Origin of the sequence: Psychrobacter sp. AOP5-GZ1-6, assembly GCF_052376345.1 — a bacterium.
GTDB lineage: Bacteria > Pseudomonadota > Gammaproteobacteria > Pseudomonadales > Moraxellaceae > Psychrobacter.
Genome location: NZ_JBQSVP010000023.1, coordinates 1 through 26,433 on the forward strand (window position 1 = coordinate 1; position 26,433 = coordinate 26,433).

Consider the following 26,433-nt stretch of genomic DNA (forward strand, 5'->3'; position numbering starts at 1 on the left):
CTCTCATTTGTTGCATAATCTTTGACACCTATTGGGTATAGTATGTAATTAGTTGACAGGTTATAAAGGAATGATTGATATCTATTAAGGTAATTTAAGCTATAAAGTAAGGTTATTGACAGTATACCTGACATTTATTAAGAAAAGCGACAGGGGCTCGCGTCCGAAACCTGGTGAGATTACGCTTGCGAACAAGGGCGTGTTATTTTTAGACGAGTTACCTGAGTTTGATCGGACGGTATTAGAGGTGTTGCGTCAGCCATTAGAAGCCAAGCAAATAACTATCAGCCGTGCAAATTCTCAAATGACTTTCCCTGCTAACTTTCAATTGGTCGCTGCTATGAACCCTTGCCCATGTGGTTATGATGGCGATGGTTCGGGGCGCTGCCGTTGTAGTGCTCAGCAAATTAAGCGCTATCAAGACAAGCTATCAGGGCCGTTGCTTGATCGCATTGACTTGCATATCACTGTACCTGCTTTACCGATTGCAGATTTGCAAAATGCACGAGCGGGAGAAGCCTCCGAACAAGTACGCCACAGAGTCTCGAAGGCACACGACTGTCAGATACAGCGTCAGGGTAAAGTGAACAATGAGCTTAGCCCTAGCGAGATTGACAAATATATCCAACTAGGAGAGGGCGAACAGCAGCTATTACAGCTGGCTCAGCAGCGCCTAAATTTATCTGCTCGTGGCTATCATCGAGTGTTACGAGTAGCTCGCACTATCGCTGACCTTGCTGATAGCGACACTATCACCAGTGCTCATGTATCTGAGGCGCTGAGCTATCGTAGTAAGTGACTCTATTACCACAAGATAAGTCCCACATTCCCAAAAGATAAGCTCCACAAGGTAAGCCAAACGAAATGCGACTAACCTTGTGAAAATTTTTGGGATTATGCTTGTTTAAGCAGGTAGTCTTGTAGCGTTTTAAAGCTATCAAATGCTTCGGTCGGATTCAATTCACGGATGTCTTGTCCATAGTTGTAGCCGTAAGACAGTCCAAGCGTGTCTATATTGGCGTTTTGTCCGGCCAATATATCGTTTCTAGAATCACCAATCATCACGGCTTTTTCTGATGAGATATTCAACGTCTCACAGACATGCAATAGCGGCGCAGGTTCGGGCTTTTTGGTTGAGAGGCTATCACCGCCTAGCACTTCACTAAACAAATCCTGCCAACCAAAGGATTGTAATATTTTTGGGACAAAACGAATGGGTTTATTGGTGACTAACGCCAGTGTATAACCTGCATCCTTCAGTTTCTTCAGTCCGCTATCGACATCTGGGTAAGCGACAGTTTTGCTACCACTAAGATTTTTATAAGCTTCAAAAAATACCTGCTCTGCGTGATCAGCCTCTTCGGGCGTTAGCTCGCCTGCTAATACTTCTACCTTACCCACTAGCGCGCGCTCGACCAGTAATCTTGAGCCATTGCCTATCCAGTTGCGTATCGTTTCGATAGGATAAGTCTCTTTGCCCAGCGTGGTTAACATAGCGTTAGTCGCATCAGCCAAATCAGGCACACTATCGATGAGTGTTCCGTCGAAATCAAAAATTAACAGTTGCTTATCCATTATTCCTCGCTATTTGAAACAGTTATATTTGTTATGTGTGTGGTATATAGTCAAAGAAACATAAAACCGATATGATTGTATTATGGTGTTACTGGTACAAATTTTACTTGCTTGCTGTATTCACAGAGGCTGCGAAAAATTTATCCCAGCAGCACTGTAGCGATTTAAACATACTTTGACTATAGAGCTTTGCACTATACCTTAGCACAGCCATCTTTTAGGGTGAGAGAGTTCACTTTTTTAATTTTTTAATATGACAAACAGAGGTAACTACTCAACCTCTTTATAACGTTCACGATGCTCTTTTTTCATTCTGAGATACTTTTTGTTCTCACGACACTCGTCCCATTTTTGTTTAAATATACGGGCAGACTCTGCTTTGATAGGATCTTCGACTTGCCGTGGTAGCTCGTCACGTCCATGCGCACCGCTTTGACCTTTTTTATCATCAGGGACAGCGCCTTTATATTTTTTGCCACCTTTGTGGTTGGCATAGCGGCGAGCACGGGTATAGCCCATTTGGATGAATTTACGAGCCATATCAGCACCGATAAAATCATCATCAGCCAAATAATCTAAAAACATTTGATAAATAGTATCGCTACTCTCGGTTGCGATATCAGGAGTAGCAAAGCGCCAGTGCGGTAGTATTTCCGATTTGTATGGCTCAACCAGTAACACGCCTTGCTCACCGCGTCCGACACGATACAATTCAGGCTGTGCGCGCAGATCTAAATGTTTATAATCCAAGTCGTAATCAAACTCTCGCATAATATCACCTGTTCAGCATATCGATATTTAGTATACTGAACCGAGTTGTTGAAAAAATAGCTTAAAAATGTTGTTCAGCTGTGACCATCAGGAAACCAATCATGAATAAAATATCTATCGCTTATTCGATTCTCATAAAGTCATTAAAAAATGTACTTATGATATCGACAGTACTGATGGGCCTACTAACCACTAATGCGGCCTATAGTGCGTGGTTCGAAAAACTGATTCCTGAAGGAGAGACGTACACCGTAAGCGAGATAGATCGTGATCAAGCATTTGTGATTGATGATTTTATTTATAATGCTCGTACGTCTTGTTTTTTAGCAGTGGGTGATCGGGTGGTATTTTTTGAAGGGCGTCATGGTATTGATTACCGTGCGACGGTTTATAGCTTAGATTCAAATGAGCGATGTGAGTTGTTATTAAACAAGCACGTGTAAAGGTGGTTTAAAATATCCTTAGGTATAAAATCCAAACATAAAAAAAGCCCCAAACACAATGTCTGGGGCTTTTTAGAATTCTTAAACGAATGGTGGCTCGAGGCAGGTTCGAACTGCCGACACACGGATTTTCAATCCGTTGCTCTACCGACTGAGCTATCGAGCCGTCTTCGTTGAGGCGCTATTAAACTAAATATAAGCGCTACTGTCAAGTAGTTTTTGCATTATATCTGATAAAAGACGATAAATAGTCAGATATGGGCAAAATTAACCGTATCAGCGCTCGATTCAGTCTTTTACCCGTAGTAGCTCATACTCGCTCATAATACGATGAATGTCAGTATCTGCAGGGACAAACTCACGTACTCCTTTCTTTACTTCGGCATCATAGACCATTTTAATAAACTTGGCATCAATGGCACGGCCACGGTTTTGCGCATGCACCGTTAAATACTGCAAGCGCTTAGCATTGGTCTGTCCATCATCAAAACAGGCGACCGCAGCGATCGGCTTATCATTGAACATACCGACATAGAGATACTGCCCACGCTTAAACCCTTGCTCAATGAGACTGAGTACCTCTGTGCCGCTAGGCTGAGTGTCTTCGCTGTCATACAAAGCGTGCAGGCGTTCTGCTAGCTCGTTTTCGCGGGCAGGTTTTTTAATCAGTGGTGCATCCAAGCTATTGATAGCGATCGCTTCTAAGGGCATGGTGGAGTCCTATAATTGTATATAGCATGACATCATAGCACTGTCATCGCCTATGATTAATAAAACTAAAGTCACTATTTTAGCAGAATGACGTAAATTTGTGCGTGGTTTACGGCTTGGACATAGCAGTAAATGTTAGGGTTTGCTATGATGAAGGTAGACAACGCCTAAGGCGTGTAGACAATAATATTGTTCGTATCATACGTAACCATTGATAGATTTTTTTGTTATTCACTTATTTAAAGACTGGGCCGTATTATCGTCCTATTTTATTGACCGCTTTTCACTGATAAAAAACTGATAGAGAGTAGCCATGACAGCCAACGCAACTGAGCAAAATGCACCAAAAAATGCAAACTTACACGGCCGCCCCGAGCGCATCGCGACCGTTGAGCGTATCACTGCCGAAACGCAAATCACTTGTACCGTCAATCTTGATGGGACTGGTCAAGGCACGGTAGACACTGGTGTACCATTTTTGGATCATATGATTGATCAAATCAAGCGTCATGGTTTGTTTGACTTAGAGATTAAATGTAACGGCGATACTTTTATCGATGATCACCATAGTGTAGAAGACACTGGTATTACGCTTGGACAAGCGTTTAATAAAGCATTGGGTGACAAAAAAGGCATCCGTCGTTATGGGCATTTTTATGCGCCACTCGATGAGTCATTAACCCGTGCGGTTGTTGATCTGTCAGGTCGTCCTGGCCTGCACATGGATATCCCTTTTACTCGCTCGCATGTGGGTAAATTTGATGTTGATCTGTTTAGCGAATTTTTCTATGGCTTCGTCAACCACTCGTGGATGACTGTGCATTTGGACAATTTGAAGGGCAAAAACAGCCATCACCAAATCGAGTCTACCTTTAAAGCATTTGCTCGCGCCCTGCGTATGGCTTGCGAATATGATGAGCGTGCGCTAAACACCTTGCCATCGACCAAAGAGGCGTTTTAATGGCTAAAGTAATCAAAGTAGCACTATTAGATTATGGTATGGGCAATTTGCATTCCGCCAGTAAAGCACTGTCAGTGGTCGGGGCAGACGTCTCTATCACCAACGACCCAAAAGTCGTCGCTGCAGCAGACAAAATCGTTTTCCCTGGTGTCGGTGCCATGCGTGACTGTATCGCTGGCATGCATGAGGCAGGAATTGATGAAGTCATACGCGACGCTGTATTTAACAAACCTGTCATGGCCATCTGTGTGGGCATGCAGGCACTGTTTGCGCAGTCTGCTGAAAATGGCGGTACCGACTGTCTTGGCATCTTAAAGGGCACGGTAGAGGCATTTGACCCGACGTGGACAGATCAGCAAGGTGCAACGATAAAAGTACCGCATATGGGCTGGAATACCATCAGTGGTATGGATTTTGATCATCCATTATGGACTGGTATCGAAGACAAGGCGCATTTTTACTTTGTCCATAGTTATTACTGCGAGCCTGCCGATCGCTCACAAGTGGCTGCGGTATGTGACTATGGTCAGCCGTTTTGTGCCAGTGTTATCCAAGATAACTTATTTGCAACGCAGTTCCATCCAGAAAAGAGCCACACTGCTGGCTTGCAGCTGTTAAAGAACTTCGTCGAGTGGGATGTGTAAATTCGGATGTGTCCTAAATCTGAATCATAAGGGTTAAATAAGCTAAAAATAGCCAAATCGTTACCAAACTGCATCAAGCAACTTGTTAATATCTCGATATTATCTGTAATGACTTTTTCATTTGGCTGCCATTTGTCTCCTTTTTCAAAATGACTTCTTTTTTAAAGTGACTTTTTTTAAAGTGAGGACACGCCCTAGATATTTGATTTGGCAGTCGAGTGGGTTATGTTTTATCCTCGCGCAAGAGAGTTTGCATGGTCGCAAGCTCTTTTTTGTGTTTAGTTGTTTGCTACTGGTTTATATTTGGAATATATCGTGGATTTTACCGCCTTTAAAATGAGTATTATCGAAGCGACAGGGCTGGCAAAAGATGCCTTGCATATCTATGTCGGTGTCGGTGTGTATTTGCTGTGTCTAGTGCTACTGCGACCTATCATCAAAAGCCAAGGTATTCGAGCGTTTGTCGCTTTGATTGTCATGACTTGTATTGCGCTGTTGGGTGAATATCTGGACAATCGAGAAACGATTGAATCGCTAGGTCTAACGGGTTTAAACCGTAAACAGATTGTCGCGAGTATTCGTGATCTGATTAATACTTGCATGCTGTCCTATGTGCTGTATGGCTTAAACAAATGGACGAAGATATTTCGTTCGTCTAACTCCTCAAGTAAACTATTAAAGCAGCGCTAACACGCCGAAGCAATTTTCTGTCAAATGCTAATAAAGTGAACTTAAGTGGGATTTTTATGGTATAAGGTTCATAAAATACATAGCAGTCCATATCATGCCTTCATTTAAAATACCTACTCATATTTTTTCTTCTATCGTTCTATGTCTAATGACATTTAGCTATCATTCAGCAGTGGCAAATCAAGACGTCATCATCGACCTCAATAAACCCATATCGGCAGCACTTTTGGCACAATACAATCGTGATGGTATCGAGATTGACTATGATGATACGATTGTATTGAAGCAAGTCTACGTGACGGCAAAAGATGGAGCAATCGCACGTCAGTTACCAAGCGGCGCTGCTCGAAAGGTGAAAAGCTATATCTTTGGTGAGAAACTAGACGTCATTGAAGACAATAAAGAGTGGTACGGTATCAAAGCGGTGGTACATAGGGAATATGAAGATGATGAGGGTCGACACGTCTCTGCTAATCAAGATGAGAAAGTCTATATCAAAAAAAGTGATGTTGGTACCTTTGATAAGGTGGTATTGACTGCTGAAGACTTAAACATACTAGCGTATCTATCCGTCGGCGAAGATTACGAGTCTTTTGAAGATGGGAAAGCACTTAACGACTACCTGAAAATAGAGCTGATTGATAAGGCTTTTTTTGAGAAAAAACGTCCACTTGCCGTTGATATTTTATCAAAAGATGAAAGTATTAAAAAGAGAAATGGGGTGATATCCATTCCAACTGCTGGCAAGGTAGTAACGTTCACTGATAAGAATGTAGATAATGATGGGTATCAGATTTTTGAGTACGTAGGTCAGATTGCCCCGTTAAATCAGTATTTGGTCAGTGGAGGTTACTGGGAAAGCGGTGACTATAAGATGATTGATAAAAATTCGGGTGAGACGACGCAGACGTTTATAGATTATCCTCATATCTCGCCCAATAAAAAATATATCATCTCAGCCTATACCAACCCATATGAGCAATACACCGATCTAGAGCTGTATAGAATTAAGGGAACAGACATCATCCCGATTATGAGTGCAGGATTTATGCATTGGATGCCTATGGAGGAGCCAAAAGACATATTTTGGGCAAGAGACGGCTATTTATATTTAGCGGTTACTCATAGCGCCGCCTTCTGGAAAGAAAACGGCAACTTTAATGATCTTAATGATACTTTTCAATATATTAGGATAAAGGTAAATCTATAATTGTTAGGCTAAATACTAGCGAGTAGCATCGTAAATGCGCTCAAAGTTGTTTTCAGTAAACTCAAAACAGAAGTATCCACTATCCTCATCACGATAAGCAGAGATATCTCCCTCTATACAGAATTCGTTAGAATCTTTAGAAAAACTTAGTTTTTTATAATTAACTAAGTATCTAAAAGGATAAACTATTTGAGTTTCTGGGTTTATAACAACTAAATAACCAAAGTTATCTTTCGGAAATACTAAAATTTTATTTTTATCAAAATTGATAGTCTTGTCAGCATTTTCATAAGATATTTGATTATATTCGTCGCAGAAGTCTTCTACAGCATAGTCATATCGGCATTCCTCATTGCCATGAATCAAAACTTTATAGTTGGCGCTATCGGAATGTACAGAGCTACAGCCAGACATTAGAAGTAAGACTATAGCTGATATAAATCTCATTTAATGATTCCTAAAGTAATGTGATGGCGGTAACTGGCGTAAAGACTTTCGAATACTTTTATACTAGGTTTGATTGCAACTCTCAGCTCACTTGCAAAGCCTATTTTGTATCATACAATTCACGCACCACTTCACCAATCGCTTTGATACCATCAGTCAGCGTCTGCTCGTCAGCCGCGATACTCATGCGAACACACTCATGTGCGTGCTGATAATCGCTGACATCGACACCAGGGAAAAAATACTGACTTGGCACAATAAGCGTGCCTTTTTCTTTGAGACGTTCGTATAGCTCAAGCGTACTAATCGGTAAGTCTTTAAACCACAACCATAAGAAAATCGCGCCTTCAGGCTTATGAATCATCAGTGGGTAATCACCCAATGCTTCTTTTAACAGCTTCACAGCTAGGTTCGCTTGCTGTTGATAAAACGGTTTGATATCGTCATCTGATAATTGCTTGATACGGTCGTCTTTTACTAGTGGTGTGGCAATCGCTGCACCAAAACGCGTCGGCGCTAGATTGACCACGGCATTCATCGAGCTAACGGCAGCGATGACTTCAGGAGCCGCAACGATGATACCCGTACGCATACCAGGCAGGCCAATCTTAGAGAGGCTAAAGCATAGAATCGTATTGTCGTCCCACGTTAGATTGACATCAGAGTAGATGATGTTAGGGAAGGGCATGCCGTAAGCGTTATCGATGATAAGCGGTATGTCATAACGTTTGGCAATCTCGGCCAGATGCGCCATTTCGTCATCGGTCAGCACGTTGCCAGTTGGGTTGGTCGGGCGTGAGCAGCAAATCGCACCGATACGACCTTCCTGTAGTGCTGGCAAGTTCTCTAATGCGTCAAAGTCCACACGATATTTAAAGAAGCCGTCCTCGCCATCATGAGTCACTTCATCGATATGTGGCAGTACGGCCGTGAAATGCTGACCTTCGACATGCACGTCGCTATAGCCGATATACTCAGGGGTCAATGGCAGTAGAATGGACTTGTCGATAGATTCGCTTGTTTTATCTTGATTGCTTTCATCAGCGAAAGCGCCGCCAAACAGATTAAACAGATAGAAAAACGCATTCTGTGAGCCATTGGTCAGGGCGATGTTTTCTGAGGTGAGGTTCCAATCATAATGACGGTTAAAGAAGCCAACCAAGGCTTCGATAAAGGCGGCATCCCCTTGCGGATTAGAGTAGTTTGCCATGCTGATAATCGCGCTACTATTGGGCACGCCTGCGTCATTGTCATTACCAAGCGCTTTATAAGTCTCTAGGAATAGCTCGTTGACGGCATCAATTTTGGCAGGGTTACCACCGCCCAGCATATTGACTGGCTGATCGCTTTTTAGCGCGTCGCCTAGATCGTCCATCAATTGTGAGATGCCAGTAGGCTGGGTAAATTTTTGACCGAACTTTGAGAATTTCATAAGACTACCATGCTGTTTTGGAGGATGTTGTAATAAGGAATTTGATTGATAAAAGTTAGGCTAGTATAGCAAATGAGGGCTAGGTAATCCCCCCAATAAATAAGCAAACTGCATGGCTGATATTGGTTTATATGCTGATACGTTGAACGAATCAAAAAACGCCCTCTAAATGAATAGAAGGCGTTTTGGGTTTGTGAGGCTAAGAAAATTTCTAGTAGGGGTGTTTAGAAAAGGAGTAAATAACTAGTCAATAAATTTTATTTATTGAGTAAGGTGCTAGTTTAATATTAGTTGTTCCGAAGCAAGAAAAAGGAATTATTTATTTAAAATAGTAGTATCTTCCAAAGCTTCTAGTTATTCAAGAATATTCTAAATCGGCAAAAGCAAGATCTTTAACTACATTAGGCATATATCCTGTAAGAGCTGGTTGGTTATCTAAGCCTAATAAGTTATAGATTTGGCCCCCTATACCAGGAACAACTTCACCTTCCTTATTTTTTCTATCGTCTATAGCGAAACAAATAAACTCAAATTTACTAGAAATTTCCTTTGGAAAAGCGTCCTTTAATTTTTGTTCAGATTTTTCATGAGCTACAGGTGACAGAATATATATTTTATTAATCTTATTAATTTTGTCTAACATCTCAATAAGGTTAGTACGAACCACACAGCTACCTGACATAACAGATTTAACGATTATAACATTATCTATATCTTCATAGTTTGGTTCAATAAAGCTATGAAGAATTGGTGCTACGCTAGTTTGGCTAGGTAACTGGTAATGATGATTCCAAAATACAGCGAGTTTAGTATTTACCTTATTGCTTTTCAATGTAGCTGATACGCCATACTGGAGATAATCAGCATCTTCGGCAGTTGAAACTACAATAGCCTCAGTACTTTTATGTTTTATAAAATCAGGTAAAATAGCTTCAGCTAGGAGTCTACCTAACTCTTTCATAGCTGACTGATATAATTTAGGCACATCTGAGCTTTCCAAAAGACAGTTAAGTTGCTTTTGTGCTTCAGGTGTAGCAATAGAGGTGTAAATTCTACTCATTTTATCTCTCCCATATTGGAGGATTCTAGAGATTTCATAATATTATAACCAGTAACCGACAGCATCAAGCTCACTAATTCTTGAATATTTGTAGTGCTCTTCATTACGGATTCAGGAATTTCTCTTAGAAACTGTGCACTACATGTTACCTTCATTCCGTTTACATCAAGGATCAACTTGTCATAGTTTAAACTATACACAACACAATGTGAATATTTTGTCAATATTTGTTGTACCCAATTAGGAATTTTAGCAGTGTGGGTACGAAATTTTATGAAAGGATTTGGGTTCGCATCAGACTCTGCTTGCTTGAAAATATCTTTAATAGTTTTATGCTTTCCAGCCTGCAAAACGCCATTTATTAAGATAGCAGCATAATCACACTCAGAACTAGAAGGACGTTCGATAAGTTTGGCAATATATTGATACAAATCAGTATTGCGAACTAGGTCATATATGTTTGGGTAAAACTCAAAGTATTCACAAGTATCATTATTCTTTAAATCAATAGGGATTCTCTCTTGGTTCTCTGAGGCATGTTTTTTGCTCGAAACTAATAAGCAGTTCTCCGTGGTGTCAACCTTAAAAAGATTAGCATCAATACTTCTTTGTTTTCGGAAACGATTGCTAATCTCATCTGTCCACTTAGCCGCATCTCCAGACGAATTTTTAGCTTGAAAATTGTACTTTGTACTTATCTCATAGTCAATATGACAAATATCATCTACAAAACCAATGACTTGAGAATCAACGATTTGATTAGCACAACTATGAGGGTACTTATTGGCTATTTCAAAAGTTTTATAAAGCAAGAATTGGTTTTCGTAGTCTCTGCCTTTTTGATTGTTATTTCCGCCTTTACTGATGTTTTTTAGATTCTTAGAGCTTTCTTGGCCGAAGTTCTTGTGTACAAAATCTATAACTTCCTCTTTACTCGGTATATCCATAAAAACCCTATTCGCTAGAAATATTTTGGTATGTCAATATATATGATGGCTATTCTACTAGCAAGTGTTGAGTAACATAAGGTCGGTCTATTTGTTTAGGTCTTGAAATTAAAGGTTAAATTATAAAAAGACTTAGAATTTTCACTAAACCATCGCCCTTACCCGCGCCATAATTCCGCGCCCAATCACCAATCTCACATATATAATAGCAATGGCAAACAGCAAGGCAACTAACGCAATGCCGCCAAGTCCTAAGTTTGCCCACGGCACACTAAAGCGTAGATTGAACCACTGAGTAACCGCTAGCCAAGCACCGCCAGTGGCGATAATCACCGCAAATGTCGCCGCACTAATCCCAAGCACACCCAGCTCTAAGATATTGAGCATATACAAGTCACGCTTTTGCATACCCAGTAGTCTAAACGACGCACTCTCTTTCATACGATCTTGTGACGTAGAGAGTAGCGAGCTGATGAGCACCATGATGCCCGTCAGCAAGGCGAGCAAAGTAAAGATATACACCAAGCGGCTCATCTGCGCGACCAACCCTTGGACTTGCTCCGCGATAATCGTACCGTCGATACTGGTCACAGCGGGGAATTCGCGTACCAGCTCACCTTGCAGATCAGGGATATCATCGGCAGAGACATGCGCCGTCGCAAATTGGATTTGCGGTGCGCTAGCCAGTATTTCAGGCTCAAACAAGAAGTAGAAAAATGGACTCGGGCCACGCTCGAAACGCGAGCGAATACTGGTAATCTCTCCGACCAACTCGATACCTTGAATATTGAAGCTGATTTGATCACCCATGCCGACATTTAGCATCTCGGCTGCCGTGTCCAAAATAGACAGCGGCTGCACTTGCGAAATCGCAGAGGCACTCGCATCCTGATTTTCAATGGGAGTATAAAGCGCATCGTCAGTCAGCGACTCAGTAATGAACTCTGTGTCCATGATCGTATCGGAATAACTTAAATTGAACACGCGAGTCGGGTCGTCTTCGCCTTCAGGCGCGTCGATATCTTTGGGTTCGACACCGTTAGCCGTGCCAATACGTGCTCGAATCACTGGATAATAAGTGACAGGCTCTTTGATAATACTGTCTATCTTGTCGTGCTGATCGGTCTGTACATCCAATAAAAATAGATTTGGCGCATCTTCAGGATACGCATTGATAAACTGCTCATTGATACTATGGTTAATCGACGTGATAAGGGTCAATACCGCAACGGATAATGACAATGTCACAAAGAACAACGCTGACTGATTGCCTTTACGCGCTAGATTATGAATCGCAATACGCTGCATCCAGCTGATTTTTTTGCCAGTGGCGATGCGCGCCAGCAGCTTGAGCCAACCACGTGCCAGTGCCCAAAATACCGCAATGAATACAATCAACCCAACCAGTATCTGCGCGCCCAATGCTAAAGATTGCACTTCGTAAGCAAGGAAGGCGTAGAGGCCGATGAGTAGTAATCCATAGCGTAAGAATGGTATCCGCTGCTGCCAAGACAGGCGTTTTGATGATTGATCAGACGCTTGATTTAGCAATACCGCAGGCTTTGTACCACCAAGCGCGCGCAGACTACGCTGGGTAATCAGTAGCGTCATGACAAGGGCGATGACGATGGTTTTGAAGATACTAATCGGATTAATAGCCAGTCCCAGATCTGCTGGCAGTATGGCCGTCAGATACGGTTGACCAATTTTGAGCAGTACAAGGCTCAGCGACACGGCAGCGACGCAGGCCAAGGCTGCCATGATTAATAGCAGCCAATAATAGCTACGTTTAATCGAACGATTGGTCTCACCTAGCGCCATGCGTATGGCATCGTTAGATTGCTGCTTGGACACAAACGCAGTAATCACTCCATACATGGCAACCGCAGACAATAAGAGAACAGCAATGACTAGCAATTTTAGGAACATCAATACATTGTCAGAGATGCGTGAGACAGATGTCTCCTCTGAGGTAGAGTCAGACAGCTCAATCTCAGGATAATTGACCAGCATCTGTGTCAGCTGTTCACGCTGAGTGGCGATCGCTTCAGGCGTACCTGCCATCTCGATTTGATAACTGACTCGGCTGCGCTGCCCCATGAGATTGGTCGATTCTAATGCGTCTTGCTGCATCATGACACGACCACCGAAGCCAAAGGCGGTCAGCGGGCGATCTGGTTCTCTAATCAACTCATCACTAATGGTGAATTTTCCCTCACCAATAGTGATGCTGTCACCGATATCGACGTTTAGGCTTCTCAGCACTTCCGGCGCGACGACCACGCTATCGGTACTCAGCTGCTCGGAGAGTGGCTTGCCCGACGCCAGCTCGACGTTACCATATAGAGGATAAGCAGCCGTGACGCCTTTAATACGAGCCAACAGCGTTTGGTCTGCTGCGACCAACATGGCGTTGAATTGATAATCATAAACCGTTTGGCTATCAGGCAATGTCTGGACTTGTGCCAAGACTTCCTCAGGCCATGCTTGGTTGCTTTCTAGTATTAAATCACCACCGACGAGCGCCAGCTGATTGTCATTGACATAGGTATTTACTGACTGTTGGATAGAGTCCAACGTCAGATAAGTGGCAAGCGATAGCATCAACGTGAGTAAGAATAGCAGCGGATATACCCAGCGTCGCCACCAGCTGCGAGACAAAGCCTGTGCACCTAACGTACGAGTACTGAAAGGGTTGCTACTTTTGTCTTGCGTCAGAGCGTCGGTGTTGCCATTGGTATCTATAGAAGGCTTATCCATTAGCAGCTGATCCATCTATGATGCCATCATGCATCGTAATGACGCGGTCTGCCATCTCAGCCAGTGCAGGGTCATGGGTCACGACCACCAATGCCGAACCGACTTGCTGTCGTAAATCTAACAATAGCTGCATGACTTGATCGGCGTTTTGCTCATCCAAGTTACCCGTAGGTTCATCAGCGAATACGATTTTTGGATGCGATACCAGTGCTCGGGCGACAGCAGTACGTTGCTGCTCACCGCCAGATAATTGGTTGGGTAAACTGTCTCGTCTGTGACCGAGGCCAACAGCGTCGATTAATTCATCGACTCGTGCAGGGTTTGGCTGCCGTGCGATATCTAGCGGAAAGGCAATATTTTCAGCTACTGTCAAGGTTGGCAATAGGTGAAATGACTGGAACACAAAGCCCATATCACGCTGACGGATAGCCGCTAGGGCATCTTCATCAAGGCTACTGAGCATTTGACCTGCCAGCTCGACAGTGCCATTGTCTGGGTAATCTAATGCTGCTAATAGTCCTAATAAGGTCGATTTACCAGAGCCAGACTTACCCATGATGACCACAAACTCGCCTGCATTGATATAAACGTTTACGTCTTTAATGATGGATAATGTTTGTTCACCGACTTGCACAGTTTTGTTTAAATGCGAGGCGGTCAATAAGGCTTTTTCTGTCGTGCTAGGCGGTGCTTTGTCAGCAGAACGTGATGATGTCATTGCATGGTCTCAGTTGGCGCGTTAGTAGTGGTTGACGCTGTTGCATCAGCGGTATTGCTGGCTTGCAGCTTTTTAAGCTCAGGCTTTAAAATAGGTAAGATATTGTCATTGACGATAATCGTGTAGCCATCTTTGGTCGGGTGAATGGCATCTGCTTGGTTGAGATCAGGATCACCGCCCACGCCTTCTAAAAAGAAAGGAATAAGGGGGACATTCATATCCTCTGCTACACGAGGGTAGATGTCTGAAAACGCAGAAACATAGTCATTACCTAGATTGTCATAGATCGACATGCCACCCAAGATTACCTCACTGCCATTATCCTGTAGACGCTTAACTGCAGTACGGATGTTCTCCTCAATGGTCGCTACATCTAGGCCACGCATGGCATCATTGGCACCAATCGTCAAGATAGTAATATCAGGTTCGGTCTGCGCCACCCAATCCAGTCGATTGACCAAGCCAGTGCTGGTTTCACCACTCAAGCCTGAGTTAATGACCTTGGCATTGGTATAGCCGAGCTCTTTTAAGCTGGCTTCTAATTGCGCAGGATAGTTGGCATCACTATCAACACCAAGACCTTCAGTCAATGAATCGCCAAGCGCTAATATCGTCAGTGGCGAGGTGATCTGTTGTCCGTCTGTAGACTCAGCCGCTACTTGATTGTTATTGGTTTGAGCATTGGCGGTTGACGCCTCAGTGTTTTCTGAATCAGCACTTTGTACATCAGTGCTTTGTAAATCAGTGCTTTGCGAGCTGGTATTTTGCGCATCGGTAGCGTCAGTTGGCTCGGAGCTGTTTTGGCAACCAGCGATGACTAACGCTATGGTTAGCGTTGCCATTGCTGGCAGATGTCGAGAAAAACGAGAAGGTAGATTCATAATAGTTATTCTGTCTTATATGTAATTTAAACAGTGTAGCAAAATAAGAAGAATATCAATATTATCCTAAGGTTACTTTATCTAATCGTAAATATTAAAACTTTTTACCATCGACCATAACAGGACGACTGACCAGCCAAGCGATGCCGACATTAACCACCATTAATATCAAAATAAGCAGCAATGGTAAATCCCAATTCCCCGTCACTTCATGTAACCAGCCAGTACCTAATGGTCCAAAAAACGCAAGGACATAACCGACTGCTTGCGCCATACCTGACAGCTCACTCGCTTGATTGGTCGTATAGGTGCGCATAGAGAACAACATCATACATAGGGTAAAGATTGCCGCACAGCCCATGCCCATCATGCCTGACCATAACCATGCTAAGTCAGTTGAGAGGTAACTGACACCCAATATGCCAATGACATTTAGCACAGCGGCAACCACTGCTAACGCTTGAATAGGGCGACCACGGTTGACGAGCCACGTTAAGCTCAAAATAGATAACGGTGCCATAAACTGAAATACGGAGCCCATTTGCCCCGCCTGTACCGCTGACAACCCTTTACTGGCCCAAATGGAAGGTAAGAAGCTGGCCACGGTATAAAACAATAAAGACTGCAAACCCATCAGTACCGCGATCTGCCAAGAAAACGGCATACGCCATATTGATATGTCGGAAGCGCTTGACGTTGGTAGGAGTGCTGCTTGATGGTTAGATGATCCCAAACGCACCCGTAAAAACCCCCACAGTACGAGGGCGAGGATGCCCAATATGGCCCAGCCACCAAGTGCCCACTGCCAACCTGCCTGCTCAGATAACGGTAATATTACACCTGCGACGATACCTGCTGATATAGTCATCGTGAGACTTAACGCACCAGTAATCAGCGGGATATGTTGTGGGGTACGCTGCTTAATAACTGGTGCTGCTAACGTATTGGCAAAACCGATAGCCAGTGTCAATAATAACGTACCTGCCAAAAACCAATGCCAAGTTGGCACAACACTACGAATAATCATCCCTGTGGTCAATAGCGCAATCACTATAATAAGCGTATTTTCTAGCCCAAACCGCTTGCCAATCATTGGTGAGACGAGTGCGCCAATAGCAAAAGATAGCATGGGTACCGCACCCAGCCAGCCAATTTGTGTCTCTGAGATATGGAGTGCGTCTTTTACCACTGGTGCAATAGAGCCTAGCGCCACGATAGGCGCTCGCATGTTGCTGGCAAGTAGAACCATGGCACATAACACAAGCCAAAAAATAAAGCGTGAAGAGGGTGGCTTCAATGGCGAGGCATTGTCAGAATGAGGCTGTGATGGCAAATTAATTTTTGAGTTAGAAGAGGTAGGCATAGCAGCACGATTATTATTAGAATAAGAAAAAACACGTCATTTAACAGCACTGAAGAATCATTGCTTGCAAATGACACCAAAGAAAACGCACACCAAAAGTGGCTGATATCGTAAACTAAAATCGTAAATTAGAAAGTATTTATAGAACGTAAGAGATACGAGCTTGCCATCTTATTAAGCAGGGTAGATATAATATAAGAGTGGTAACTTTGAAAAGTGTATTGCGATCTGAGTCATACTATAAAGCATAACACAATAAAAATAGTGCCAGCCTATTTCAAAGGACGTGGCACTATTATAAGAACAGATATCAGGCAAATACTAGAGTGTGTAACATTTTAATATGGTACTGGCAGTGGCTATTTTTTAGGCAATACACAGTAAAATTTTGATACCTAATCATTGTCATTCTAGGTTAGACAATTTTACATTGAGTTTATACTGACTTGCCTAACTGAGCCGCTTTAAGCGCGTTTTCTTGTTGTTCAGCGACGATAGAATCGCACTTATTGGGATCATCACCGCAGTATGAGCATTTTTCGTTACCCATCAGTTTAGCAACACCACCACAAGACCCTTTAAGTGGTTTCTTTTTTACCATATAACCGATGCCCATAAAGACAAAAAACAGGACGAATACAGCAAATGTAATAGCGAGCATGGGAAGCAATTGGCTAAGCATGGTGAGCACCTCAGTTCTCAAAAATAGGGTAGTTATCTTTATGATAACGATACATCTTAAATATTATCTATATATTTAAAGATTATTTACATACTTAATAAAATAAGTAGTATCTAGGGCGTATCACCAATTAGATTATGAGCATTAAAATTTAGCCATTTTAAAGCCATAAATTGCATCAATGTGCTAATTAATTGCACACCCTAGATAGCAGTATAACAAATTTTTGTTTCACTCGTTTATACCTATGGTGTTCGTTCATTATTAGACATAAAGTCTAAAGCTTTTTATCAGCGCGTAACGCTTGCATCGCAGGTGTTTCTACCACGTGCCAATCGTCGATACTGTCATCAGTATGACTCGTTTTTGCCTCATCGGTTAAGACGACAAACATGGCTGCTAGGTTTTGTGCTTTAGCAATCTCTAGTGCTTTATGATATGGCATTGCCGTCAAGGCCGTCGCCCATGCATCGGCTAGTGCCACGGAATCTGCAGCAACAGTCACTGAAGGTGCGCCACCAGCGATAGGCTTTCCAGTAGATGGGTCAATCGTGTGGCTATAGCGCTTGCCATCAAATATCACCGAATTGCGATAGTTGCCAGATGTGGCTAAATGCATTTTATTATTAGTATTTATAGGCTGGCGAATCACTGATATCGTCTGACGTTCGCTGACGGTACTGCCTTGAATTGGCGCATCAATTGCAATTTGCCATGGCTGCTGTTGATTATTAACACCAGCTGTCGAAATCTCTCCACCGATCTCTACCATATAGTTACGAATTTTGTAATCGTCTCTCAATACGTCAGCGATCACATCGACGCCATAGCCTTTGGCAACGGCTGAAAAATCAAGCCCGATACTATCTTTGGTCTTATAGACGGTTTGGTCTTTTTTTATAATACTATCAAAATCTACCAATGCTTTTGCTTGAGCAATCTCTACGGCAGTTGGCGGACTTTGTAAGCGATCCACTGTCATAGTGCTACCAAAGCCCCATGTTTCTACTAAGGGCATGACGGTTGGGTCAAATGCACCGTTAGACTGCTGATAGACTATACGTGAGACATCAAGCACACGGCTGAAATCTGCATCGATAGGGGTAGGCGTGTCTTTACCCAACTGATTAAATTTAGAAATGGTCGAGTCTGTTTGATAGGTAGACATACTGTCATTGATTTGCTTTAGGCGCTTATCAATCGATGCTTGTATAGCCGCTTCATCGACATCAGTAGGCAGCTGATAACTGATATGATAGCTAGTACCCATGGTCTCACCAGCCAGATAATCGTAATCTAGCGTTTTTTGCTGGCAAGCAGTGAGACTAAGCACACCAGCGAGAGCAATGGCGCCATAGCCTGTGTGAATCATTTTGTTAGAAATTATGGTCGTTTTCATAAGCTTTTTGCTATAGCAGGAAGGTGAGTGATGCTTTGAATAAGGTGCTTATTCTACACCTCTTGCCACCAATAACGCCAATCGCTTTGAGCGTAAAAAGTACTTGTACTCATCATGCTAGGGTGTGTCTTCATTTTTATCATCAGTTAGATGACTATCGAATAAGCGAAAGATACGTCCTAGATACTCGTAGCTAATACCACGGGGCTATATTTGGAGATTTTGTAAAAACTGTCTTTATCGCTTTTTTATGTCACTTCTGACTCACGGATGAGTTTATAAAGCTTGGGCGGTGATAATCGATTGACTCTGGTCGCCAGTTTCTCTTTAGTACCGGCCACGATGATATATTCTTCATCTTTAGTCAGTGCTTTTACGACTTGCTTGGCAAATGCAGCCGTGGTCAGTCCGTTACTGGTTGCTTCATCCATCGTGCCTTGCGTGCTGCCGTCGCCAGTCAAAGCATTTATAGAGACATTGGTTTGAATAAACCCTGGGAATATTGTCGCGACCTCTATTCCTTGTTCATACAGTTCAGCGCGTAGACTGTTTGCCCACATATGAAGCGCGGCTTTGGCTGCACCATAAGCACCGCGATATTGTGTACCTAACAACCCTGCTACACTTGATACCATCACCACTTTACCACCGCCTTGTTCGAGCATATCTGGTAATAGCAATCTGGTCAGACGGGTTTGCGCAAAATAATCTATCTCCATGATTTTGCGTTCGACGTCTTCAGTTGTGTCCATGATAAGCGAGCGTTGACTGATACCAGCATTGTTAATAAGCCAGTCAATTTTTCCTGCTTGTTGCTGAGCAGACTTATAGGCTTCGTTTGTTTGATTGGCATCGCTAATGTCAAAAGCTACGATGAAGTGTTTCTTACTTTGTTTACAGCGTTTTTTAACAGCCTGTAGCTTTGCTTCATCACGCCCGCTCAGAATAATTGTTGCCCCACGTTTGGCAAAGGCAATGGCTAGTGCTTCACCAAGACCATTAGAAGCCCCCGTTATCCAGATAGTTAATGCATTATATTTGGTTTTCATAAGAATCCTTTCTCAGGCTAATAAACAATTAATAATATAGGATAAAGAAGAGCGTTTGATATTTAGATTTGTTGTTTTATTCTTTAAGGTAAGTTATTTAGCAATAAAAAAGAGCCTCAAGTGAGGCTCTTTTTTTATGTACTTTACAAACTATTTTTCTACTTAACCACCGAAGTCATCAAGCATGATGTTTTCATCTTCAACACCTAAGCTGTGCAACATGTCGATGACGGCTGCATTCATCATTGGTGGCCCACACATGTAATACTCACAATCTTCTGGGTTTGGATGGTTTTTCAGATACTCTTCTAACAATACGTTATGGATAAAGCCAGTATAGCCGGTCCAATTGTCTTCAGGTAGAGGATCTGATAATGCGACATGCCATTCAAAGTTAGCAAACTCTTCTTGCAGCTGATCGTAATCTTCCACATAGAACATTTCACGAATAGAACGTGCACCATACCAAAAGCTAATTTTGCGGTCTGTGTGCAAGCGTTTTAGCTGATCGAAAATATGTGAGCGCATCGGTGCCATACCTGCACCACCACCAACAAAAATCATTTCAGCTTTAGTCTCTTTAGCAAAAAACTCACCATAAGGACCAGATACAGTCACTTTGTCACCAGGTACTAGACTGAATACCCAAGAAGACATTTTGCCTGGTGGAATCCCATCAGGACCACGTGGCGGTGGACTAGCGATACGGATGTTGAACTTGATAAGACCTTTTTCTTCTGGGTAGTTTGCCATTGAGTAAGCACGAATAACTGGCTCATCAACTTTTGAAACATATTTAAAGATGCCGAACTTTTCCCAATCTTCACGGTACTCTTCTGCGATATCAAAGTCTTTATAGTGTACTTCATGCGGTGGCGCTTCCAACTGTACATAACCACCAGCACGGAAATTAACTTCTTCACCTTCTGGGATTTTAAGTACCAGCTCTTTAATGAAGGTGGCAACGTTCTCATTAGAGATAACTTCACATTCCCATTTTTGAACATCAAAGAACTCAGGGTCAATCTCAATTTCCATGTCTTGCTTAACAGCTACCTGACAAGCTAAGCGCATGTGATTGCGGATTTCGCCTTGAGTAAAATAGCCTTCTTCGGTGGGCAGAATAGATCCACCCCCTTCAATAACGCGGCAACGACACTGTGCACAGGTACCACCGCCACCACATGCTGAAGATAAGAAAATACCTTCGCTCGCAAGTGTTTGCAGTAGTTTACCGCCTGCTGGTGTCACGACGTCATTATCGGGATTATCATTTATATGGATGGTAACATCGCCTGAACTGACCAGTCTTGAGCGTGCCGCCAAAATAATGGCGACAAGGCCCATGATGATCAAGGTAAACATCGCAACGCCACCAATCGCCGTAGCGTAATCCATGGTAGGTATCCTTAATCTATGGAGTAGGGGAGCGAAAAGACGTGATGACGTTTTTCTGAGCCCCTACCGAATAAATGAATTAAATAGGTCAAATCGCTAAATAAGTGTTTAAGCTTAGTCGTCTAAATTGACATACCGCCGAAAGACATAAAGCCAAGTGACATCAGACCAACTGTGATAAAGGTAATACCAAGACCACGCAGCGGTGCTGGAATGTCTGAGTATTTCAACTTCTCACGGATACCAGCCAATGCGGTAATGGCTAATGCCCAACCGAAGCCTGCACCCACACCATAAACGACAGATTCGCCGAAGTTATAGTCACGCTCAACCATAAACAATACACCACCTAAGATGGCACAGTTTACAGTGATGAGTGGTAAGAAAACACCGAGGGCGTTGTACAGACTAGGAACGAACTTATCCAAGAACATCTCTAGAATCTGTACAGTAGCAGCAATAAGACCGATGTAGCTGAGCAAACCTAAAAAGCTCAAGTCGATGTCAGGGAAACCTGCCCATGCCAGCGCACCATCTTTTAGAATGAACTGGAATAGTAAGTTGTTTAGCGGAACGGTAATTGCCATTACGACAACAACGGCGACCCCAAGACCAATAGCAGTTGATACCTTCTTTGATACTGCCAAGAAAGTACACATACCTAAGAAGTAGGCAAGCGCCATATTCTCAATAAAGACTGAGGTTATAAATAAACTAACATAATGTCCCATTAGTGACCGCCTCCATGTGCCATGCCTTTAGACTGCGGCTTCATTACAAACTCAGCTTCTTCTACCTGTTCAGGCTTCCAAATACGGACAATGACAATGAACAAAGCAATAATAAAGAATGCTGACGGTGGTAATAATAGTAGGCCGTTTGGTATGTACCAACCGCCGTCAGTCACTGGTTGTAAAATAGTGATACCGAACCAAGTTCCTGCGCCTAGTAGCTCACGAATAGTCGCGACAAATAATAAGACTGCAGAATAGCCGAGACCATTACCAATACCATCTAAAAAGCTTGGTATTGGTGGATTGCTCATCGCAAATGCTTCGGCACGGCCCATTACGATACAGTTGGTGATAATCAAACCAACGAAAACGGACAAGCCTTTACTGACATCATAAGCGACTGCTTTTAACACCTGATCGACCAAGATAACCAATGAGGCAATGATGGTCATCTGGACAATAATACGAATACTTGATGGGATCTGCTTACGAATAATCGAGATAAAGAAACTCGAAAACGCAGTTACAAGTGTTAATGCCACACACATAACCATGGCATTTGCCATGCTTGTTGTGACTGCCAGTGCCGAACAGATACCAAGGATCTGTAGGCCGATGGGGTTATTATCAAAAATAGGCGTGGTTAAAATACTTTTAGTATCAGCCATGTTATGCCTCCTTGCCGTTTGCTACTGGTAGCTTGGCTGCCAATTCGGTTTTAGGTTGAGCTGACGATTTTGATTGATTGGCTTGTGTATCTGCCTCATCAATAGTTTGGCCACTCTCTTCACGTAGCATGTCTAGATAAGGCTTATAGCCTTGCTCGCCTAACCAAAACTGAATCATGTTACTGACGCCGCGGCTAGTCAGTGTTGCACCACTGATACCATCAACCCAGTTATCTTTTGGATTACCGGCTTTGGTCACACCAGTAGCGACGTCACCGTTTTCGTCATAAGACTCGATACCGCTCCACTTAGCGCGCCACTCTGGCTCTTCGATACGAGCGCCTAGTCCTGGAGTTTCTTTATGCTCATAGAAACTGATACCTTTAATGGTATTCATATCGCTTTCAAGCGTTAAGAAACCATAGATAGTACCCCATAGTCCGTAGCCTTGAATAGGTAGTACGACTACTTCAGGTTGACCTGCATCGTCTTTTTTCACATAGACTTTGGCGTATTTAGGTTTACGACCAATACCAGCAGGATCGTTGTTACCTAAGTCTTCACTTAGAGCTTGGTTTTTGGTAGCTTGACTTGCATCATAAGCATTACGATCAGGAATGCCAGCTGCTGCTAGCGTTGCATCATCGACATAGTTACCTTCGTTTAGGTCAATAACTTCAACATCAAAATCTTTAAATCGTTCAGCCACATCATCTGGTGTATCAGACTCAGCATCATACATATCAGCGGCGACCAAAATATTTTTGTTTCGGTCTAAACGTGCATTTTCGAGTTGCGCTGGCTTTAGGCCAACGGCAACTGCTGAAACCAATACCGAGCACACCAAGCATAGCGTTAATGCCACACTGATGGTTTTTGCATTGTTACTTTTGGGCTTGGACATAACGAACCCTCCGAGCTGTTTGGCGTTTGATGTTTGCTTGGGTCACAAAGTAATCAAACAATGGCGCAAATAAGTTGGCGAATAGAATAGCCAGCATAATACCTTCTGGGAAAGCTGGGTTAATGACACGAATCAACACCGTCATAAACCCAATCAAGATACCATAAGCCCAACGACCTTTATTGGTATGTGCTGCTGATACAGGATCAGTTGCCATAAATACGGCACCAAAGGCGAAACCACCAATGACTAAGTGCCAGTAAAACGGTAAGTTCATCATCATGTTGTCTTTAGAGCCAACCATGTTGAAGACCAGCGAAGTGGCAACAAGGCCGACCACACAACCTGCCATGATGCGCCATGAGGCGATACGCGTCCATAGTAGAACTGCTGCACCTATCAAGATTGCTAATGTTGATACTTCACCGATACTACCTTGCATGTTACCTAAGAATGCATCACTCCACGTGATGGCGTTTCCATAGGCATCGACGAAGTCCTGAGGGACCACACCAAGTGCTGCAAGACCAAGAGGAGTAGCTCCTGAAAAGCCATCAACCGCTGTCCATATAGAGTCACCAGACATATAGGCTGGATATGCAAAGTATAAGAATGCACGGCCCGATAGGGCTGGGTTAAGGAAGTTTTTACCTGTACCACCGAATACTTCTTTTGCCACGACTACACCAAAGGTGATACCTAGAGCAACTTGCCATAATGGAATATCTGGTGGTAAACATAGCGCAAATAATACCGACGTTACAAAGAAACCTTCGTTGACTTCATGCCCGCGCACGACAGCAAAGATAATCTCACAGAGAATACCCACGGCAAAAGTAACTATATAGATGGGTAAGAACTGCATTGCTCCATAGACAAAGCTTGCCCAAATACTGTCTGGGTTATAGCCTGCCATGCTAGTGATGACAGTACGCCAGCCTTCAGGCTGTAAGCCAAGCTGAGCGATAGCGGTTAGTGCTTGATGACCGATATTGTACATACCCCAAAACATGGTTGGGAAGGTACATAGCCATACGGTAATCATAATACGCTTTAGGTCAATACCGTCACGCACATGTGATGATGTATATGTGGTTGAGCTTGGTTGACGTAAAAAAGTATCAAACATCTCAAAGATGGCATAGTATTTTTCGTGTTTGCCACCCTTGGTAAAAGACGGCTCCATACGATCGAACATATTGTGTAAAAATTTCATCGTGGTTAGCCCTCCAGCTCAATGCGCGTTAAGTTATCACGCAAAATATCGCCGAATTCATATTTGCCAGGAGATACGAAGGTGCATAATGCTAAATCTTCTTCGTCCAATTCTAGTGCGCCTAAATCTACTGCGCTGACGATATCTTCGACAATCAGTGCGCGTAATAGTTGCGTTGGCAGATAATCCTGTGGCATAACCTCTTCAAAAACACCGATTGGTACCATGGCCCGCGGTGAGCCGTTACTCGTGGTGGTAAAGTTATACTTTTTGCCACCAAAAAACTGCGAAATATAGATAGGCAACTTAGAGAAGCGATTTTTACCTGGTGTAAAGAAGTGGAATGCAGGACGTTCGTGGCCTTCAGCTAATGCACTGATTTGGTTATGAAAGCGGCCAAGATAAGCGATATTGCTAAATAGCTTACGACCAGATAGTACTGAACCTGAGATAATACGGTTTTCCCCAGCAGCCAACTGACCTTTGGTTAATGCAGTAATATCAGCGCCACGCTCAGTGACAACGAGGTGTGGATTGGTAGCCGCAGGACCAGCTAGACTAACCATACGAGGTGTATACAAACGACCTGTGGTAAACAGTTTACCAATCGCAATCACATCTTGATATCCAATCGTCCAAACACTTACGCCACGCATGATAGGGTGTAAGAAATGAATGTGCGTACCCGCTAAACCAGCTGGATGTTTACCAGCAAAGCCATGATACTCAGTGACATTATTAGCTGCGGTTTTCGCAACTGGCGTCAGCTGGGTATCACCGTTATGGCATACAAAGGTCTTAGGGCTGAGTGTAGAGAGTACGGCAAGTCCATCATTGAATGCTTGTAGCTGTTCACTAATGAGCAGCATTGGGTCAAATGCTAATGGATTGGTATCCATTGCAGTGACAAAAATAGCATGCGGACGGGCACCGATTTCTGGAGTACGGCTATAAGGACGCGTGCGAAACGCAGTCCATTCACCAGAGGCAAGCAGTTGGGTCTCAACGACTTCAGAGTCTAGGTCTGCAAGCTGTTGGGAGTCATACTGCTCAAATTCTACTTCTTCACCGTTTGGGTCGACCGCAATTACAAGGCTCTCAAACACACGACGTTCACCGCGGTTGATCGCGATGACTTTACCAGCAGCAGGGGCAGTATAGATAACACCAGCTCGTTTTTTATCTTCAAAAACGGGCTGACCTTTTGCTACGGTGTCACCTTCTTTGACATTCATCGTGGGCTTCATACCGACATAGTCGTAGCCAATAACAGCAACGTGTGTCGGCTTATGCTCAGATATCTCGCGGGAGGGTTCACCGGTGATGGGCAAATCCAAACCTTTTTTGATGGTAATCATAAGCGAAAACTTAGTCCATAGTCTAAAACGATACCAGACTTCCTGTTTGGTATATCGGCAGCATGAACAACTGCGTCATTCAATAAAGCACTCAGTCAGTTATTCCTATAGTAGGATAGTGATAGAGTGATTTAAAAATAATGCATGATCATAACTACTAGTAAGAGTATTAACGCTGACCTTAGACTCCTTAACAACACGTTAATGTCTTATTCGAATTACCAAAGTGGCGACTGGCTACCAAGGTGTATGCAAAAACCATTGATCAAAATAAATCGCTAAAATGATTACTTTAAATCAATAGCTCTATCATACGTTTCATTGAAAATTAAAACTTGTAACACCAGAATGACTGACCACTCCACTCTTACAGATTAAGTATCATGTAAGTCGATACTCGTTCGATAAGACT

General features: G+C 43.0%; 25 protein-coding genes, 1 tRNA gene and 1 pseudogene. 6 read left to right on the top strand and 21 right to left on the bottom strand.

Translation table 11 applies throughout. The annotated features are described in order from the left end of the window. Positions 1-154: 154 nt before the first annotated feature. Positions 155-799, top strand: a pseudogene (locus ACT3RN_RS05010) (ATP-binding protein); the annotation flags it as partial. Positions 800-894: 95 nt separating this feature from the next. On the opposite strand, the gene ACT3RN_RS05015 reads toward ACT3RN_RS05010, so the two are convergent. Both ACT3RN_RS05015 and ACT3RN_RS05020 read right to left on the bottom strand, forming a co-directional pair. Continuing rightward, positions 895-1,575: a phosphoglycolate phosphatase gene (locus ACT3RN_RS05015; protein ID WP_442063499.1), complete on the bottom strand. Its 681-nt coding sequence runs from the start codon at positions 1,573-1,575 to the stop codon at positions 895-897. Positions 1,576-1,845: 270 nt separating this feature from the next. Beyond that, entirely contained in the window at positions 1,846-2,346 is a 501-nt protein-coding gene (locus tag ACT3RN_RS05020) for a DUF4385 domain-containing protein (RefSeq protein WP_442061849.1), read from the bottom strand. A 101-nt stretch (positions 2,347-2,447) separates the two neighbouring features. Between ACT3RN_RS05020 and ACT3RN_RS05025 the strand changes: the two genes are divergently transcribed. Beyond that, positions 2,448-2,789, top strand: a complete 342-nt coding sequence (locus ACT3RN_RS05025) for a hypothetical protein (protein WP_442061852.1) — start codon at positions 2,448-2,450, stop codon at positions 2,787-2,789. Between the two features lie 90 nt (positions 2,790-2,879). Here ACT3RN_RS05025 and ACT3RN_RS05030 read toward each other — a convergent pair. Next, positions 2,880-2,955, bottom strand: a tRNA-Phe gene (locus ACT3RN_RS05030). 122 nt (positions 2,956-3,077) lie between these two features. Then, the gene (locus ACT3RN_RS05035) at positions 3,078-3,500 is read right to left on the bottom strand and encodes a hypothetical protein (RefSeq protein WP_442061854.1); all 423 of its coding nucleotides are present in this window, start codon (positions 3,498-3,500) and stop codon (positions 3,078-3,080) included. A gap of 313 nt (positions 3,501-3,813) precedes the next feature. Here ACT3RN_RS05035 and hisB point away from each other — a divergent pair, with 313 nt between their 5' ends. The 4 genes from hisB to ACT3RN_RS05055 all read left to right on the top strand — a co-directional run bounded on the left by hisB (position 3,814) and on the right by ACT3RN_RS05055 (position 7,005). After that, positions 3,814-4,461, top strand: coding sequence for an imidazoleglycerol-phosphate dehydratase HisB (gene hisB, locus ACT3RN_RS05040; RefSeq protein ID WP_192991942.1), 648 nt, complete (start codon positions 3,814-3,816; stop codon positions 4,459-4,461). After that, complete coding sequence (gene hisH, locus ACT3RN_RS05045) at positions 4,461-5,105, top strand: imidazole glycerol phosphate synthase subunit HisH (RefSeq protein WP_192991941.1); 645 nt, start codon at positions 4,461-4,463, stop codon at positions 5,103-5,105. The genes hisB and hisH overlap by 1 nt, the downstream gene beginning before the upstream one ends. 315 nt (positions 5,106-5,420) lie before the next feature. After that, on the top strand, positions 5,421-5,795 hold the full coding sequence (locus ACT3RN_RS05050; RefSeq protein ID WP_192991940.1) for a hypothetical protein: 375 nt from the start codon (positions 5,421-5,423) through the stop codon (positions 5,793-5,795). Between the two features lie 94 nt (positions 5,796-5,889). Further along, on the top strand, positions 5,890-7,005 hold the full coding sequence (locus ACT3RN_RS05055) for an SH3 domain-containing protein (RefSeq protein ID WP_192991939.1): 1,116 nt from the start codon (positions 5,890-5,892) through the stop codon (positions 7,003-7,005). A 15-nt stretch (positions 7,006-7,020) separates the two neighbouring features. Here the strand turns inward: ACT3RN_RS05055 and ACT3RN_RS05060 are convergent, their stop codons facing one another. The 17 genes from ACT3RN_RS05060 to ACT3RN_RS05140 all read right to left on the bottom strand — a co-directional run bounded on the left by ACT3RN_RS05060 (position 7,021) and on the right by ACT3RN_RS05140 (position 26,021). After that, positions 7,021-7,452: a hypothetical protein gene (locus ACT3RN_RS05060; protein ID WP_192991938.1), complete on the bottom strand. Its 432-nt coding sequence runs from the start codon at positions 7,450-7,452 to the stop codon at positions 7,021-7,023. Positions 7,453-7,552: 100 nt separating this feature from the next. Continuing rightward, positions 7,553-8,884 carry a valine--pyruvate transaminase gene (locus tag ACT3RN_RS05065; protein WP_442061856.1) on the bottom strand — a complete coding sequence of 444 codons (1,332 nt, stop codon included), beginning with the start codon at positions 8,882-8,884 and terminating at the stop codon, positions 7,553-7,555. 358 nt (positions 8,885-9,242) lie between these two features. Beyond that, the gene (locus tag ACT3RN_RS05070) at positions 9,243-9,944 is read right to left on the bottom strand and encodes a hypothetical protein (protein ID WP_192991936.1); all 702 of its coding nucleotides are present in this window, start codon (positions 9,942-9,944) and stop codon (positions 9,243-9,245) included. Further along, positions 9,941-10,891: a hypothetical protein gene (locus tag ACT3RN_RS05075; protein WP_192991935.1), complete on the bottom strand. Its 951-nt coding sequence runs from the start codon at positions 10,889-10,891 to the stop codon at positions 9,941-9,943. The genes ACT3RN_RS05070 and ACT3RN_RS05075 overlap by 4 nt, the downstream gene beginning before the upstream one ends. A gap of 144 nt (positions 10,892-11,035) precedes the next feature. After that, on the bottom strand, positions 11,036-13,651 hold the full coding sequence (locus ACT3RN_RS05080) for an ABC transporter permease (protein WP_226945071.1): 2,616 nt from the start codon (positions 13,649-13,651) through the stop codon (positions 11,036-11,038). Then, complete coding sequence (locus ACT3RN_RS05085; protein ID WP_192991934.1) at positions 13,644-14,369, bottom strand: ABC transporter ATP-binding protein; 726 nt, start codon at positions 14,367-14,369, stop codon at positions 13,644-13,646. The genes ACT3RN_RS05080 and ACT3RN_RS05085 overlap by 8 nt, the downstream gene beginning before the upstream one ends. Then, positions 14,366-15,250, bottom strand: coding sequence for an arylesterase (locus tag ACT3RN_RS05090; RefSeq protein WP_442074690.1), 885 nt, complete (start codon positions 15,248-15,250; stop codon positions 14,366-14,368). The genes ACT3RN_RS05085 and ACT3RN_RS05090 overlap by 4 nt, the downstream gene beginning before the upstream one ends. 94 nt (positions 15,251-15,344) lie before the next feature. Beyond that, positions 15,345-16,613, bottom strand: a complete 1,269-nt coding sequence (locus ACT3RN_RS05095; RefSeq protein WP_192991932.1) for an MFS transporter — start codon at positions 16,611-16,613, stop codon at positions 15,345-15,347. A gap of 436 nt (positions 16,614-17,049) precedes the next feature. Further along, a complete protein-coding gene (nqrM, locus tag ACT3RN_RS05100; protein WP_192520196.1) occupies positions 17,050-17,295 on the bottom strand; it encodes a (Na+)-NQR maturation NqrM in 246 nt (81 codons plus the stop codon). A gap of 277 nt (positions 17,296-17,572) precedes the next feature. After that, positions 17,573-18,694, bottom strand: a complete 1,122-nt coding sequence (locus ACT3RN_RS05105; protein ID WP_444518514.1) for an FAD:protein FMN transferase — start codon at positions 18,692-18,694, stop codon at positions 17,573-17,575. Between the two features lie 248 nt (positions 18,695-18,942). Beyond that, positions 18,943-19,743 (bottom strand): SDR family NAD(P)-dependent oxidoreductase, encoded by an 801-nt coding sequence (locus ACT3RN_RS05110; RefSeq protein ID WP_442061867.1) that lies wholly within the window; start codon positions 19,741-19,743, stop codon positions 18,943-18,945. A gap of 162 nt (positions 19,744-19,905) precedes the next feature. Beyond that, positions 19,906-21,141, bottom strand: a complete 1,236-nt coding sequence (nqrF, locus tag ACT3RN_RS05115; protein ID WP_192519584.1) for an NADH:ubiquinone reductase (Na(+)-transporting) subunit F — start codon at positions 21,139-21,141, stop codon at positions 19,906-19,908. A gap of 122 nt (positions 21,142-21,263) precedes the next feature. Further along, positions 21,264-21,872 (bottom strand): NADH:ubiquinone reductase (Na(+)-transporting) subunit E, encoded by a 609-nt coding sequence (gene nqrE / locus ACT3RN_RS05120; RefSeq protein WP_011281361.1) that lies wholly within the window; start codon positions 21,870-21,872, stop codon positions 21,264-21,266. After that, positions 21,872-22,543 (bottom strand): NADH:ubiquinone reductase (Na(+)-transporting) subunit D, encoded by a 672-nt coding sequence (locus ACT3RN_RS05125; protein ID WP_192519585.1) that lies wholly within the window; start codon positions 22,541-22,543, stop codon positions 21,872-21,874. Before ACT3RN_RS05125 ends, nqrE begins: the two co-directional genes overlap by 1 nt. A 1-nt stretch (position 22,544) precedes the next feature. Next, the gene (locus tag ACT3RN_RS05130) at positions 22,545-23,447 is read right to left on the bottom strand and encodes a Na(+)-translocating NADH-quinone reductase subunit C (RefSeq protein WP_192519586.1); all 903 of its coding nucleotides are present in this window, start codon (positions 23,445-23,447) and stop codon (positions 22,545-22,547) included. Then, a complete protein-coding gene (locus tag ACT3RN_RS05135) occupies positions 23,428-24,663 on the bottom strand; it encodes an NADH:ubiquinone reductase (Na(+)-transporting) subunit B (RefSeq protein ID WP_442061870.1) in 1,236 nt (411 codons plus the stop codon). Before ACT3RN_RS05135 ends, ACT3RN_RS05130 begins: the two co-directional genes overlap by 20 nt. Positions 24,664-24,668: 5 nt before the next feature. Further along, complete coding sequence (locus tag ACT3RN_RS05140; RefSeq protein ID WP_442061873.1) at positions 24,669-26,021, bottom strand: Na(+)-translocating NADH-quinone reductase subunit A; 1,353 nt, start codon at positions 26,019-26,021, stop codon at positions 24,669-24,671. Positions 26,022-26,433: the final 412 nt, after the last annotated feature.